This window comes from Streptomyces sp. CA-179760 (assembly GCF_050937045.1).
GTDB lineage: Bacteria > Actinomycetota > Actinomycetes > Streptomycetales > Streptomycetaceae > Streptomyces.
The window spans coordinates 8,729,967-8,744,044 of the sequence record NZ_JBNJLZ010000001.1 but is presented as its reverse complement, the minus strand read 5'-3'; the positions used below and the strand labels follow the sequence as shown (position 1 = coordinate 8,744,044).

The 14,078-nt window shown below is 71.2% G+C and carries 11 protein-coding genes and 3 pseudogenes; 7 read left to right on the top strand and 7 right to left on the bottom strand.

The features are described from left to right. Positions 1-109 precede the first annotated feature (109 nt). The gene (locus ACQEV8_RS39545) at positions 110-352 is read right to left on the bottom strand and encodes a DUF5302 domain-containing protein (RefSeq protein WP_432970836.1); all 243 of its coding nucleotides are present in this window, start codon (positions 350-352) and stop codon (positions 110-112) included. A gap of 151 nt (positions 353-503) precedes the next feature. Continuing rightward, a pseudogene (locus ACQEV8_RS39540) lies at positions 504-1,918 on the bottom strand (DEAD/DEAH box helicase). A 324-nt stretch (positions 1,919-2,242) separates the two neighbouring features. On the opposite strand from ACQEV8_RS39540, the gene ACQEV8_RS39535 reads away from it, so the two are divergent. Continuing rightward, complete coding sequence (locus tag ACQEV8_RS39535; protein ID WP_432970833.1) at positions 2,243-2,926, top strand: class I SAM-dependent DNA methyltransferase; 684 nt, start codon at positions 2,243-2,245, stop codon at positions 2,924-2,926. Next, positions 2,908-4,787, top strand: a pseudogene (locus tag ACQEV8_RS39530) (SpoIIE family protein phosphatase). Before ACQEV8_RS39535 ends, ACQEV8_RS39530 begins: the two are co-directional and overlap by 19 nt. A 52-nt stretch (positions 4,788-4,839) precedes the next feature. Here ACQEV8_RS39530 and ACQEV8_RS39525 read toward each other — a convergent pair. Together ACQEV8_RS39525 and ACQEV8_RS39520 are read right to left on the bottom strand one after the other, a co-directional pair. Then, positions 4,840-4,980, bottom strand: coding sequence for a hypothetical protein (locus tag ACQEV8_RS39525; RefSeq protein WP_432970830.1), 141 nt, complete (start codon positions 4,978-4,980; stop codon positions 4,840-4,842). Positions 4,981-5,117: 137 nt separating this feature from the next. Then, a pseudogene (locus tag ACQEV8_RS39520) lies at positions 5,118-5,333 on the bottom strand (NAD-binding protein); the annotation flags it as partial. On the opposite strand from ACQEV8_RS39520, the gene ACQEV8_RS39515 reads away from it, so the two are divergent. From ACQEV8_RS39515 to ACQEV8_RS39495, 5 genes are all read left to right on the top strand, one after another. Further along, complete coding sequence (locus tag ACQEV8_RS39515; RefSeq protein ID WP_432970827.1) at positions 5,262-5,525, top strand: hypothetical protein; 264 nt, start codon at positions 5,262-5,264, stop codon at positions 5,523-5,525. The pseudogene ACQEV8_RS39520 and the gene ACQEV8_RS39515 overlap by 72 nt on opposite strands. A gap of 79 nt (positions 5,526-5,604) precedes the next feature. Then, positions 5,605-5,988 (top strand): hypothetical protein, encoded by a 384-nt coding sequence (locus ACQEV8_RS39510; RefSeq protein WP_432970824.1) that lies wholly within the window; start codon positions 5,605-5,607, stop codon positions 5,986-5,988. A gap of 603 nt (positions 5,989-6,591) precedes the next feature. Further along, positions 6,592-7,731: a PP2C family protein-serine/threonine phosphatase gene (locus ACQEV8_RS39505; RefSeq protein WP_432970821.1), complete on the top strand. Its 1,140-nt coding sequence runs from the start codon at positions 6,592-6,594 to the stop codon at positions 7,729-7,731. A 108-nt stretch (positions 7,732-7,839) separates the two neighbouring features. Beyond that, positions 7,840-8,412: a PadR family transcriptional regulator gene (locus ACQEV8_RS39500; protein WP_432970818.1), complete on the top strand. Its 573-nt coding sequence runs from the start codon at positions 7,840-7,842 to the stop codon at positions 8,410-8,412. Positions 8,413-8,505: 93 nt separating this feature from the next. Beyond that, on the top strand, positions 8,506-10,230 hold the full coding sequence (locus ACQEV8_RS39495) for an acyl-CoA dehydrogenase family protein (protein ID WP_432970815.1): 1,725 nt from the start codon (positions 8,506-8,508) through the stop codon (positions 10,228-10,230). 64 nt (positions 10,231-10,294) lie between these two features. Here ACQEV8_RS39495 and ACQEV8_RS39490 read toward each other — a convergent pair whose 3' ends face one another. The 3 genes from ACQEV8_RS39490 to ACQEV8_RS39480 form a co-directional block, all read right to left on the bottom strand. Next, positions 10,295-12,049 (bottom strand): lysyl oxidase family protein, encoded by a 1,755-nt coding sequence (locus tag ACQEV8_RS39490; RefSeq protein WP_432970812.1) that lies wholly within the window; start codon positions 12,047-12,049, stop codon positions 10,295-10,297. A 239-nt stretch (positions 12,050-12,288) separates the two neighbouring features. Then, positions 12,289-12,954 (bottom strand): HAD family hydrolase, encoded by a 666-nt coding sequence (locus ACQEV8_RS39485; protein ID WP_432970809.1) that lies wholly within the window; start codon positions 12,952-12,954, stop codon positions 12,289-12,291. Positions 12,955-12,991: 37 nt separating this feature from the next. Further along, complete coding sequence (locus ACQEV8_RS39480; protein WP_432970806.1) at positions 12,992-13,984, bottom strand: LLM class flavin-dependent oxidoreductase; 993 nt, start codon at positions 13,982-13,984, stop codon at positions 12,992-12,994. Positions 13,985-14,078 lie beyond the last annotated feature (94 nt).

The window sequence follows — 14,078 nt, the reverse complement described above, 5'->3', positions numbered from 1 at the left end:
GACCAGGCGGAAGGTCCAGCCCTCTCCCCGGGCGGTGTCCAGTTCGGGGCGCGCGAGTGGACAGCGCGCAGAGTGCCGGTGAAGCGGCCAGATCGCGGGACTGATCGACTCAGCCGCCGCTCTTACGCCTGAACGACCGCTGGTTCACCGCCGGGCCGTGCGCCCCGCGCACCTTCGACGCATCGCGGTTGGCGGCGATGTCAGCGGCGTCCGCCTGCGCACCGCGCTTGCGCGCCAGGGCTTCGCGGAACTTGCGCTTGAGGTCGTAGTTGCCGTCGCTGTCCGGCGCCAGAGGGGACGTCTCGGGCGTGGTCGGCTCCGAACCTTCCGGGGATACGGGCTCTGCGGTCATGGTGACCTCCTGGGTTCGGGGGGGTGAGCAAGCACAGCTTGTCATGCCGGGCGCCTTCCGGGGCGCAACATCATCCTGCTCCTTCGGCACGGGCCGGGCCGAGGGGTGCCGAACGCGCGGCCAGGACGTTCACTTCCCAGGGCAACGGCTCTCAGCCGTTGCGACGCACGAGGGCGGCCTTGCGGGCCTCGGCGAGCTTGCGGGCCTCGCCGGCCTTTCGGGACTTGCCACCGGCACCGCGGGAGGTGTCCTTGCTGGTGCCGAGGCCGCGGAAGGGAACGTTGGTGTTCTTGGGCCGGGGGGCGGCGGGCCCCCCGTCGAGCGGGGTACCGGAGGGAGCCTTGGCGCCGGTGACCCGGCTCAGCTCCGCCTCGCCCGAGCGCACCTTGGTGACGGTCGGTTCGATGCCGGCCTCGGACATCATGCGGCTCGTCTCGCGGCGCTGGGCCGCCAGCACGAGCGTGACCACGCTGCCGGACTCACCGGCGCGGGCGGTGCGGCCCGCCCGGTGCACATAGTCCTTGGGGTCGGTGGGCGGGTCGACGTTGACCACGAGATCGAGATCGTCGACGTGCAGGCCGCGGGCCGCGACATTGGTCGCCACCAGAACGGTGATCTGGCCGTTCTTGAACTGCGCCAGGGTCCGTGTGCGCTGTGGCTGGGACTTGCCGCTGTGCAGGGCCCCGGCGTGCACCCCGCTGGCCCGCAGATGCCGGGTGAGCTGGTCGACAGCGTGCTTGGTGTCGAGGAACAGCAGTACGCGGCCGTCGCGGGCGGCGATCTCCGTGGTGACGGCGTAGCGGTCAGGACCGTGGACGACCAGCACGTGGTGCTCCATCGTCGTGACCGTGCCCGCGGACGGGTCGACCGAGTGGACGACGGGGTCGTGGAGGTAGCGGCGGACCAGCTGATCGACGTCGCGATCCAGAGTGGCCGAGAACAGCATCCGCTGACCGTCGGGGTGCACCTGGTCGAGGACGTCGACAACCTGCGGCAGGAATCCCAGGTCGCACATCTGGTCGGCCTCGTCCAGCACGGTGATCCTCACCCGTCCCAGGCGGCAGGCGTTGCGCTCGATCAGGTCGTGGAGGCGCCCGGGGGTGGCGACGACCACTTCGGCTCCCTGGCGCAGCGCGGCGGCCTGCCGGCCGATCGACATGCCGCCGACGACCGTGGCCATCCGCAGCCGCAGTGCCTCGGCGTACGGCGCCAGCGCCTGGGTGACCTGCTGGGCCAGCTCCCGGGTGGGCACGAGGACCAGAGCGAGGGGCTGCTTCGGTTCGGCGCGCCGCCCGGCCGTACGTGTCAGCAGCGGCAGGCCGAAGGCGAGTGTCTTGCCCGATCCGGTGCGCCCGCGTCCCAGCACGTCGCGCCCCTCCAGGGCATCGGGCAGTGTGGCGGCCTGGATCGGGAAGGGTTCGCGCATCCCGAGTCCGCTCAGGGTCCGCTGCACCTCCCCGGCAGTGCCAGACCGGCGAAGGAGACAGCCGGGGGCAGCGCCGGGGTCGTGGCCTCGGGCTGGGCGGGACCGCCGTGAGCCGTGCCGGAGTCATCGGGATGCTTCATGAACAGCCTTCCGCAGAGGAACACACCGAGGAAAGCCCGGCAGGATCGAACAGCCCACGCACAAGCGGAACCGCATACGCGGGACCGTCCACCGCGACGACCACGCAAACGCGTGACATTAACACAAGGCATGACGTCACCGCCCGCCGCGCCTGCTGATCAGTGCAGGTCCTGGTGCGCCACTCCCGGCCCGCCTCCCAGCGGCTCAAGGCCGCCCACTCCATGCGCTGTGCGAGGGCTACCGTGCGTATGAGGATGTCGACCCGGACCCGACAGGGGAGGATATATGGAAAAATTACGCAGGATGGGCAAGGGGGTACGCCTGTGAGCAGCAGCCCTCCCGGCAAGCTGGGCTACGAGGACGAGCTGCCTGACCGCACCGGCCAGGCCGAGGCCTTCGACGCCATCGGCGACCACTACGACGAGGCCTTCCCGCACAAGGAAGGGCAGGTCGCGGCCGCCGAGTGGCTCGTGGACTCCCTGCCGGCCGGGTCCCGCGTGCTGGACCTGGGATGTGGCACCGGGCTCCCGACCGCCCGGCAGCTGGCGGAGGCCGGCTTCGAGGTCGCCGGCGTCGACCTGTCAGGCGGAATGGTCGCCCTTGCCCGCGAGCACGTGCCCGACGGCACATTCCACCAGGTGGACATCGCTGATCTGCGGCCGGGAGGACCCTGCGACCTCGGCCGGTTCGGCGCGGTGGCCGCCTTCTTCTCCCTGCTCATGCTGCCGCGCACCGAGATCCCCCTCGCACTGCGGACCGTCCGCCATCTGCTGGTGCCGGACGGCATGTTCGTGCTGTCGATGGTGGAGGCCGACGTGGACGACTTCTCGATCCCGTTCCTCGGAAGGACCATCCGGGTGTCCGGGTACCTGCGGGACGAGCTGCGGGAGATCGTCGAGGAGGCCGGCTTCGAGATCGTCGAGGAGGCCTCCTACACCTACGCACCCGCGAGCGCCGACGTACCGCCCGAGGTGCAGATCTTCCTGCGCTGCCGGCGGCACGGCTGACGGCCCTATCTCCGCCCGCACCGGCAGGGGCCCACCCAGACGGAAGCGACACAGTGACGAAGCACCTGGGAGCTCATGAACACCCCGGCAGGGGGGCCAGGGCGAAGGAGCATGTCACGCCCCCGCGTTCGCCACAGCTCCTCGGACCGCAGACCGACCGGCTCCGCTACCTCGACGAGGCGACGCGCCGGATCGCCCGCGGCATCGATCTCGACGAGGCGTTGCACGAACTCTGCCGGGCGGCCGTGCCGGCCTTCGCCGACACGGCCTTCGTCCACCTGTCCGATCCGCTGCCGGTCGGGGACGAAGGTCCTGGCGCCCCCGCTATGCTGCGGTTGCACAGCACGGACCGGGCGCCGCCGAGGGATCCGGCCGCCCGCGGGCCCGGTCTCCCCCGGAGGCCTCGGCGGACGTGGGACCGGCGGACGTCGTACGCCCGGCCGCCGACGGCCGGCTGGCCGAGCTGCTGCAAGCCGGGCAGCCCGTGTCGGGGGATGCTCCTGGGGTCGTTCCCGCCCTGACCGAGTTGCTGGGACCGCTGGGACCGGCGAGTCCTCCCGGAGCGGCGCACCCGGGACCGCGGCTGATCATCGCCCCGCTGCACGGCCGCCGCCACGTCATGGGCAGCGTCGTCCTCATCCGCCGCCCCGACCGGCCCGCCTTCACCGAAGACGACCTGCTCGTCGCCTCCCAGCTCGCCACCCACACCGCACTCGGCGTCGACAAGGCCGCGCTCTACCTGCGCGAGACATCGGTCGCGGCCGCACTGCAGCGCACGATGCTCCCTCCGGCACTGCCCCAGCCGACCGGAGTCCGGCTGGCAAGCCGTTACCTGCCCGCCTCGCGGGCCTCCGAGGTGGGCGGCGACTGGTACGACGCGATCCCCCTGCCCGGCAACCGTGTCGCGCTCGTGATCGGCGACGTCATGGGCCATTCCATGACGTCGGCCGCCATCATGGGCCAGCTGCGCACGATCGTGCAGACCCTGGCCGGGCTCGACCTTCCTCCCGACGAGGTCCTGCACCACCTCGACGAGCAGGCGGAGCGGCTGGGCAGCGAGCACATGGCGACCTGCCTGTACGCGATGTACGACCCCGTACTGCATCGGCTGCTGGTCGCCAACGCCGGTCACCCACCCCCGGTGCTCCTCCACACGGACGGCCGGAAGGAGGTACTGCCGATCCCGCCCGGGGCGCCGATCGGCGTCGGCAGCGGCGTCTTCGAGTCCACCGAGATGCACGCGCCGTCCGGAGCGACCCTGCTGCTGTACACCGACGGGCTCGTCGAGTCCCGCGACTCGGACGTGCTGTCCGGCGTGGAGCGGCTGTGCGCACATCTGCGCGCTGCCACTGCCGGTTCCACCACGGGTTCGGAGCCCCCGGCGCTGGAAGTGCTGTGCGACCAGGCACTCGGCACGCTGGGCACGCGCGACCGGGACGACGACATCGCGCTGCTCGCAGCCCGGTTCGAGGGCATCCTGCCCGAGACGGTGGCGTACTGGTACATGGCTCCACGGCCGCAGACCGCGGGGCAGGCACGCCGGCTGACGCGAAGGACACTGCGGCACTGGGGTCTTGACGCGATCGTGGAGCCGGCCGAACTGCTGGTCAGCGAGGTGGTGGCGAACGCCGTACGCTTCGCGTCCCGGCCGATCACCCTGCGCCTGCTCCGCACGGACGTACTCCGCTGCGAGGTGGGCGACGACTCGCCGCAGGTGCCGAGGATGCGGCACGCCAGGCTGAGTGACGAGGGTGGCCGGGGACTGTTCCTGGTCGACCAGCTGGCGGAGCGCTGGGGAGCGACCCGGGTGAGCACGGGCAAGGTCGTCTGGTTCGAGCAGGCGCTGCCCGGCCGGGAATGACAGGGGGCGGGTCTGGGTGGCCCGCCGTGTCGGCAGCGTCCGCCGGGCAGGGTCAGTCCAGGGACGGCTGCCGTTCGCGGTCGGCGTCCCAGGCGGCGAGGTCCACGACTCGGTCGTCCGGGAAGAGCGCGCACGTCCGGCCGTCGGCCACGAAGACGCTGAGCGGGGCGGCGTCCAGCACGGACAGGGCCACGGACGCGGCGACGATCTGCGTGACGTCGCAGACGGCACCGATACGGAACAGCGACCGCGACTCCCGGGTGACCTCGTCTCCCCGGCCCGCAGGACGATGCGCTGGTCGGCCGCGACCGCGCGGGTGGTGACCGCGACCGCGATGTTCTCCAGCCCGTCGGAGGCGACGGCCGCCAGCGCGCGGGCCCGCCGGACACAGAGGCGTTCGAGCAGGAAGCGGTCGCCGCCACGGCCCAGGACGACGGGGATGCCGAGGGCGCGGGCCAGGGGCAGACAGGGCGCGTGCGGATCACGCTCCACGGCGACGACGCGCAGCCCGAGGCGGCGCAGCCGGGCCGACAGGCGCAGGCCCACCTGCCCCAGTCCGACCACGACGACATGGCCTCGGCGCGGGATCGACCGGGCTCCCAGGATGGTCGTCATGCGGTGCCCGGTGAAGCGGTCGACCACACTGGCGGTGAAGACGGCCGCCAGGACCAGGGCGAAGAGCATGGAGAGGGCGGAGACGATCTTGTACCACCCGGGTCCGTGCTCGGCGGCCGGTGAGGAGCCGATCGTGGTGAGCGTACGAGCGGCGTGCCAGGTGGCGTCGGTCCAGTGCTCGTGCAGCACGAGGACGCCCAGGGTGACATCCACGACGAGGACCGTGAGCAGGGCGGCGAAGCTCGCGACGAGTGCCCTGGCCGAGGTGCCGAGCGAGCGGAACCAGGCGGGGAAGGTGCCGCGCGGCCGGGAGCGCCCGCCGGCGGTGAGGGCCCGCCTGGGGACCCGCTCGACGACGGCGGTCCGTCCCTCGTGGCGGACCCCGACCACGTCGTCGCCGGCCGGCAGGAGCATGGCGTACCGCGGTGCGAGACAGCCGGCGAGGAGGCTGGGCACGATGACGTCGGTCGTGCTCAGCACCGTGCAGTTCGGGACCGTCCGGGAGACCTCGTCCGCGACCGTGCGGTCGAAGATGGTCACGACCAGGCGGACGCCGGGCTTGAGATGCTCGGCCAGCAGCGCGTAGCGCAGGGCGACGATGTCGTCCCGGGAGACGATGACGATGCCGTCGGCCGGCTCCCGCAGACGCCTGCGCAGAGCGTCGTCGTCGGGGCGGCTCAGGCGGTCCGCGGTGCTGCCCCAACGGCTGATGCGCGCGGCGGCCGAGCAGCCCAGGGCCTCGTCGTCCTCGATGATGACGACGTGCTGCCCTGGTGCCGGGGCGGCGGCTGTGGCAGAGGCCGGGGCGTGCGGGTGGGCGTCGTCGTGCGATGTCCGTGGGCTCAACCCTTCGGCCTTTCTACGGCTGCCGGGGGCCCGGAGTACCCCGTGATCGGCGATGATCGGCAAGGGCGCGGCGGATGGCCTGGTCGAGGTGTGCGCAGGGGTGAGGCACAGTCGAGGGTGGGTGCCGAAGCGGTCTTTTTTGTACCACTCCCCCACGCGGGGCCGACTCGTCCGGCTGTCTGAAGTCTCCCGGCCGGATTCGTACGTCTGTCGAAGGGACCTGCCGCACCCTGGCGCCGCCCGGCGACCCGCAGACCGGCGTCCCCGGCACCGGCCGGCACGAAAGGCCGGTGTGCCCCACGGCCTGTAGAACGGAGAGAGCACCCCCTGCCCGGGAGTCCCCATGACCGGTACCCACCTCCTCCGCGCCCGGCGGAGAAGGCCTGCTCACGCCCCACAGGCCATCCAGCCACCGGGGAACGCCGAGCTGGTCGTCAGCGTGCTGGCGGTGACGGTCCTGGTCGAACTCCTCGGCGCCCTGTCCCGGTCCCCGGTGTGGCTTCTCGGGCTGCTGGTCTTCCTGCCGGGCACGGCGTCGGCCCTGTGCACGGTCCGGCAGACGCGGTTCGTCTCCGCGTGGGCCACGCTCGTCGTCACCCTCACCGTGCTGCTCCGCCACGACGAAGGGGGCGGATGGCTCGACCGGACGCTGCTGGTGCTGTTCACCCTCGCGCTGGGGACGACCTCGGTCTACGCCTGCCGGCGGCGCATCAGGCGCGAGGACGAGATGCTCCGCCTCCGCTCCACCGCCGCGGCCATGCAGCGGCACATCCTGCGTCCGCTCCCCCTGGTGACCGACGACGTTCTGGTCAACGGTGTCTACGAGCCCGTGCAGGAGGATCGTCTGGTCGGCGGCGACATCTACGACGTCGTGGCCTGCCCCTGGGGGACCCGGGTGCTGATCGGGGACGTGCAGGGCAAGGGGCTGGCCGCCGTGGGGGCGGCGTTCGCCGTGATCGGTGCCTTCCGCGAGGCGGCGCACCGCGAGCCCACGCTCACGGCTCTCGTCGACGCCCTGGACACCGCGGTCGTCCGCCACAACTTCTACGCCGAACAGACCGGCGACGACGAACGGTTCGTCACGGCGCTCATCATCGGGGTCGACGACGGTCCCGAGGCGCAGCTCGTCAACTGCGGGCATGTTCCGCCCTGGTTGATGCATGACGCCGAAGTGACCACACCGCCGCTGGACTCCGGTGTGCCGCTCGGTCTCGCCGGGCTTGCCGCCGAGCCCACGACCGTGCACTGGTTCGACTTCCCGGCCGGTTCGACGCTGCTGCTGGGCACGGACGGACTCACCGAGACCCGCGCGCCCGACGGCACGTTCTACCCGGTCGAGGAGCGGCTGACGAGCCACCTGGGGGTCTCCCCCACCACGCTGCCCCGGGCTCTGTTCGAAGACGCCCGCGCCTTCACCGACCACGACAACCGCCACGACGACTTCGCGGTCCTGACCGTCCGCCGCTCCCCGCACCTCCCTTGATCGAACGGCCCGCTCGCCTGAGGCAGGGAGGACGTGCGGGCGTGAGCCACGTCGCATCGGCATGGGTGAGACTTGCTATGCAACGAGTTGCATAGCACGATCGTCGTCATGGCGCTCGAACACGCGATCCTGGTGTCGCTCTTGGAGAAGCCGGGATCCGGCTATGAGCTGGCCCGGCGTTTCGAACGGTCCATCGGCTACTTCTGGACCGCGACCCACCAGCAGATCTATCGCGTACTGAAGCGCATGGAGAACGACGGCTGGGTCGAGGCCCGGGACGTCCCGCAGCAAGGACGGCCGGACAAGAAGGAGTACTCCGTCGCCGACCTCGGCCGGGCCGCGCTGTCCTCGTGGCTGCACGATCCGATCGAGCCGGAGAGCGTCCGCCACGACCTGGCGGTGAAGATCCGGGGCGCCGCCTTCGACGACCCCGCTGCCCTGATCCGTGAGGTGGAGCGGCACCGGAATGCGCACCGGGACCGGCTCGCGCACTATCTGGCAGGCGAGGAGCGGGACTTCACGGGTGCCGAGGCGGGAGCGGCCGTTCTGGAAGCGCCGCTCGACGCGGAGCGGGAACTCCAGCACGTCGTACTGCGCGGCGGCATCGCGTACGAGCGGATGATGATCGGCTGGCTGGACGACGTACTCGCCACGCTGGCCCGGTTCGGCCCCGGCCACTGACCGCGCCACCGCACCGGCCACAACCCCTCCTCCTCTTTGGCCGCCACACCTCTCGATTCCCATCCGTCCACCAGCCGAAAAGGGGTCCTCACCATGGCTGACCAACTGCTCTTCAACCCGCGCACCTACGACCCCGCGCACTTCGACCCCGAGACACGCCGCTTGCTGCGTGCCACCGTCGACTGGTTCGAGGAGCGCGGTAAGCGGCAGTTGATCGAGGACTACCGGAGCCGCGCGTGGCTCGGTGACTTCCTCGCGTTCGCCGCGAAGGAGAGCCTGTTCGCCACCTTCCTGACGCCGTCGTCCACCGCAGGGGAGGGGGAGCCGGACAAGCGGTGGGACACCGCCCGTATCGCCGCGCTCAACGAGATCCTCGGCTTCTACGGTCTGGACTACTGGTACGCCTGGCAGGTCACCATCCTCGGCCTCGGACCGGTCTGGCAGAGCGACAACACCGCCGCCCGCGCCCGCGCCGCCGAACTCCTCGCGCAGGGAGAGGTGTTCGCGTTCGGCCTGTCCGAGAAGGCCCACGGCGCCGACATCTACTCCACCGACATGCTGCTCGAGCCCGACGGCGACGGCGGCTTCCGCGCCACCGGCTCCAAGTACTACATCGGCAACGGCAACGCCGCCGGACTCGTCTCCGTCTTCGGCCGCCGCAGCGACGTCGAGGGCCCCGACGGCTATGTGTTCTTCGCCGCCGACAGCCGTCATCCGGCCTACAACCTGGTCAAGAACGTCGTCGACTCGTCCAAGTTCGTCAGCGAGTTCCGCTTGGAGGACTATCCCGTAGCGCCCGATGACGTCCTGCACACCGGCCGTGCGGCCTTCGACGCCGCCCTCAACACGGTCAACGTCGGCAAGTTCAACCTGTGCACCGCCTCGATCGGCATCTGCGAGCACGCGATGTACGAGGCCGTCACCCACGCGAGCAACCGCGTCCTCTACGGCCGCCCCGTCACCGCCTTCCCGCACGTGCGGCGCGAGCTGACCGACGCGTACGTCAGGCTCGTCGGCATGAAGCTGTTCAGCGACCGCGCCGTCGACTACTTCCGCTCCGCCGGCCCGGACGACCGCCGCTACCTGCTCTTCAACCCGATGACGAAGATGAAGGTGACCACGGAGGGCGAGAAGGTCATCGACCTGATGTGGGACGTCATCGCCGCCAAGGGCTTTGAGAAGGACAACTACTTCAGCCAGGCGGCCGTGGAGATTCGCAGCCTGCCGAAGCTGGAGGGCACGGTCCACGTCAACCTGGCGCTGATCCTGAAGTTCATGCGCAACCATCTCCTCGACCCGGCCGAGTACCCGAGCGTGCCGACCCGTCTCGACGCGGCCGACGACGACTTCCTGTTCCGGCAGGGACCGGCCCGGGGCCTGGGCTCGGTGCGCTTCCACGACTGGCGCCCGGCCTTCGAGGCGTACGCGCATCTGCCCAACGTCGCCCGCCTTCGCGAACAGGCCGACGCGCTCTGCGAGTTCGTCGCCGCGGCCGCCCCCGACGCGGAGCAGAGCCGCGACCTCGACCTCGTCCTCTCGATCGGCCAGCTCTTCGCTCTCGTCGTGCACGGGCAGCTCGTCCTGGAGCAGGCCGGCCTGACCGGACTCGACGAGGACGTACTCGACGAACTCTTCGCCGTCCTCGTACGGGACTTCTCCGGGCACGCCGTCGAACTGCACGGCAAGGACTCGGCGACCGAGCGGCAGCAGGGGTGGGCGCTGGCCTCGGTCCGGCGGCCGGTCGTCGACGAGGCACGCACGGAGCGGGTCTGGCAGCGGGTCGAGGCGCTGTCCGGCACGTACGAGATGGCCCAGTAGGCGCGCGGGGCCGTGTCCCCGCCCTGATCTCGGGCGGGAACACGGCCTCAGTCGCACGGCGGGGTCAGTTGGCGTTCACCAGGTCGTGCGCCGGCACGGTGACCGTCCGCTGACCCGGCTTGCCGCCGAGCACGATCTTCCGCAGGGCACTGTTGTTGTCGAGGTTGGTTTCCTTCAGCCGCTTCTCGGGGTTGGCCAGCACCTGGATGTAGTAGGTGCCGTTGGGCACACCGGTGATGTCGAAGGACTGGCCCGGCAGGTCCTGGGTGTACGTGTCACCGGAGCCGACGTCCAGCACCTCGCGGACGGAGATCGAGTTCTCCTCACCGCAGGCGGTGGCAAGATCGGTGTTGAACGGGTGCCAGTTGGCGTTCTTCACCGTGTAGTCGATCGCGTCGGTGTTGGCCAGGCAGAACGCTTCCTTGCCGCTGCGCACGGCCTCCTTCTTGTCGGCCTTCAGCAGCCGGTAGCTGGCGAAGTCGGTGAAGTGCCAGTGCACGTGCCCCGGGCGCGGGTCCCACTCCATGGTGCCGGTGGGGGTGTAGCCGACCTGCTTGCCCTTGGCGTCGTAGAAGTACTGGAAGGCGTCCATCTTGGCCTTGCCGGGCGAGCGGAACCCGTCCACCACGAGCTGTGCCGGACCGGCGTTCCAGACGTTGGCGCTGAACGCCAGGTAGTCCTTGCCCGGGACGTCCTTGTCGCCGTCGCCGATGGTGATGCCGTAGGCCGGCAGAGAGCGCAGATCCGGCTTGGGGACGTCCGGGACGGAGGCCTTGCCGGCGGGCCGCTTCGACAGCGGTTCGAGAGCGGGCGCCTGACGCGATCCGTCGGTCTGGCCACCGCTGTCCCGGGCCTGCTGGGACAGTGCGGACTGCTTCTTCTTCAGCGCCCACGGCAGGGCAGGCGGCGCGGCCTTCAGCGGACCGTGACCCACGTTGTACGAGGGGCCCGCACCGCTCGTCACCGGCGCGGCGGCCTCGGCGGGGGCCGGGGCGTGCCCGGGCCCGTGACCGGCGTGCGCGGTCGGCGCCTGATGACCGGCACCGTGCCCGGCGTGCTCGCCGGCCTTCGCGGAGCGGGGCGCCGCCCCGGTGGTGCTCTCTTCGTCCTCGTCGCTTCGTTCCACCACGGTCACCTTGACCGTGGCCGGTTTGTCGGCGATGCCGAACAGGTCGCGGTACTTCTTGGCGACACCGACCTTGGCCGTGTACGTACCGGCCGGCAGCTGGACCGGATCGGTGTAGGAGCCCGCGTAGGTGTTGGCCGCCCAGCCCTTCTCCACACCCCACACCGAGCCGAGAGTGAAGGGGTTGGTGGAGCAGCTCTCCGGATACTTGGAGGTGGAGGGCGCGTCGGGCCGCACCCGGCCGCTGGCGTTGTTCGGGCAGAAACTCTCGCTGCGGGTGAGGACCTTCTTGCCGGCTTTGTCGGTGAGGGTGATCTCTGAGAAGCCGGGCAGCCCGGAGAAGTCCTTCACGGTGCCCGTGGGCAGCTTCTTCGCCTTGGCCTTGCCGCCCTCGTACACGGTCTGGGTGACAGTCACCGGGTCCTTGTAGGACTTCCGGGTCACCTTGAGCTCCAGCGGCTTCCCCTCTGCGACGAGGTAGGTGCCGAGGTCCAAGTACACACCCGGCTCCTCCTTCCAGGTGGTGAGCGTCACCGAAGTGGTCGCCGCGACGAGGCCCAGCTCGGGGCCCGTCGCGGCCTTCGCAGGCTCCTGCGCCGCGGCCACGATGCCGGCCGTGACGGCCGTCACGGCGATGGCCGTGGTGCCGGCGAGCAGCGTACGCCGCAGCCGAGCGGTGCGTCTTCTGGTCATGGTTCCCTCGTCCTCCGGTGCTGTGAGAAGGAAGCAGGCGGCACGGCGCGTCCGCGAGGTCCGGGCCGGGGCTGTCCTGTGAGAGGCGATGTGCTCCGCCCGCGCTGTGAGAGGAACGGACCGGTAGCGCGGTTGTCCGAAGGACGGAAAGGGGTGGAGTGTTGGCCGAATGCCGTTGCGGTGACGAGATCCGGCCGTCGGTGCGACAGTGGCGTCCGCCCCCGGGCCTGTCGCGAGGACTACCGGTGGCTGCTGCCCGGCGGAGTCGTCGAATCCGGCGAGTATCCGTTGGCCGGCAGCCACGCGTCGATGACGCCCGCGAGTTCTTCCTGGCCGCTGAAGATGTGCCCGTCCATGCCGACGGCTCGCGCCGCGCGGACGTTCTCCTCGCGATCGTCGACGAAGAGGAAGTCGGCGGGTGCGGCGTGCAGGGCGGTGACGCAGTGCTGGAAGGCGGCCGGGTCGGGCTTGGCCGCCTGGATCTTGCCGGAGAAGGCGACGTGGTCGAGGTCGTGCAGCCAGGACTGGGCGGCGAGGAAGACGTCCGCGTGGTCCGCGGGGATGTTGGACAGCAGGGCGACCTTGGCGCGGTCTCGCAGGTTCCGCACGTAGGTGACCATGCGCTCGTCGACGCGGGACCAGCTGTCGATGTCGGTGAGCCGCAGCTCTTCGACAGTGTCGGCGTCGGCGGGGCGGGACAGCGCGTGCAGTACGTCTGTCCAGTACGCGGACGCCGTGTGCCGACCCGCGTCGTAGGGCGGGCGGTGGGTCCAGTAGGCCGTGGTGAAGGCGTCGAGGGAGGTGTGGCAGTGGGCTGCCATCTTCTCCAGAGCGCCTGGGCGTTGGTGACGGGCGATGACCCCGAAGAGGTCGAAGAGCACGATGCGGCGGCGGTCGGTGGACATGAGGGGCGGTTCCCTGGGGGTCTCGGGGGTGTTCGGTTCAGGGCCGGTGGGGCAGGGCGCGGGCGAGTGAGTCGAGTGCGGCCAGGGCGCCGGGGCCCGCCGGGGCGAGGACGACGCTGGTCGCGCCCGCCGCGTGGCGGGCGTCGATCGCCGCGCGGGCTTGGACGGGGGTGCCGGCGATGCTCAGCTGACGGACCCAGTCGGCGGGCATCGTCCGGGCGAACTGCCGGGCGTCGGCGCTGGCGTCGCGGTGCGCGCGCAGTTCGCCGGCGAAGGGCAGGGGGGCGATGTGCGCGGCCCACTCCGGTTCGCCGACCGACTCCAGGGCGGCGCGAACGCGGGCGAGGGCGGCTTCCTCGTCGTCGTCGACGGCGGCCGCGTCGTAGACGACGACCTCCCGAGGGTGCGCGGAGGCGGCGGCGCCCAGATTACGCAAGGAGGCGGTGATGTAAGCGGGGGCGGCGGGCTCGGCCAGGAGGAGTCCGTCGGCGACCTCGCCCGCGGCTGCCTGCGACTTGGGGCCGCGGACACCCAGCACGACCGGGGGCACGGTGTCCGGGATCTCGGTGAGGACGACGCCCTCGCAGCGTACGTACCGGCCGTTCTCCGGGCCGGGCTCACCGGCGATGAGCAGGCGCAGCGCGCTCGCGTACTCCTTGATCAGCGTCAGGGGGCTGGCGGGCCAGGATCCTGCCTGGCGCATCCAGCCGGGCATGCCGTGGCCGATGCCCGCGATGAGCCGGCCGGGGTGGAGCTGGGCGAGGGTGGCCAGTTCCATCGCGGCGAAGCCCACGTTGCGGGCGCCGGCGGGCATGATGCCGATCCCGACGGTGAGGTTCGTGGTGGAGGCCAGGACGGTGGCGGCCTGGGCGACACCGCCGCGCCAGCCGAGGTCCTCCACCACCCAGACCTGGTCGAACCCGAGCTCCTCGGCCCGTCGGGCGAAGGGCAGCACGTCGTGGACGGGGAGATCGCGGGGCAGCATGACACCGACCCGGCCGCGGGCGGGGTGTGCGGGGGACTCGGACATCGAGGGCTCCTTCGGTCGGCTGAGGGCCCCCGGCCATGGTGACCGGGGAGAGGAAGGCTTGTGCGGCACGGTTGTCAGGGACCGTGCCGCACAA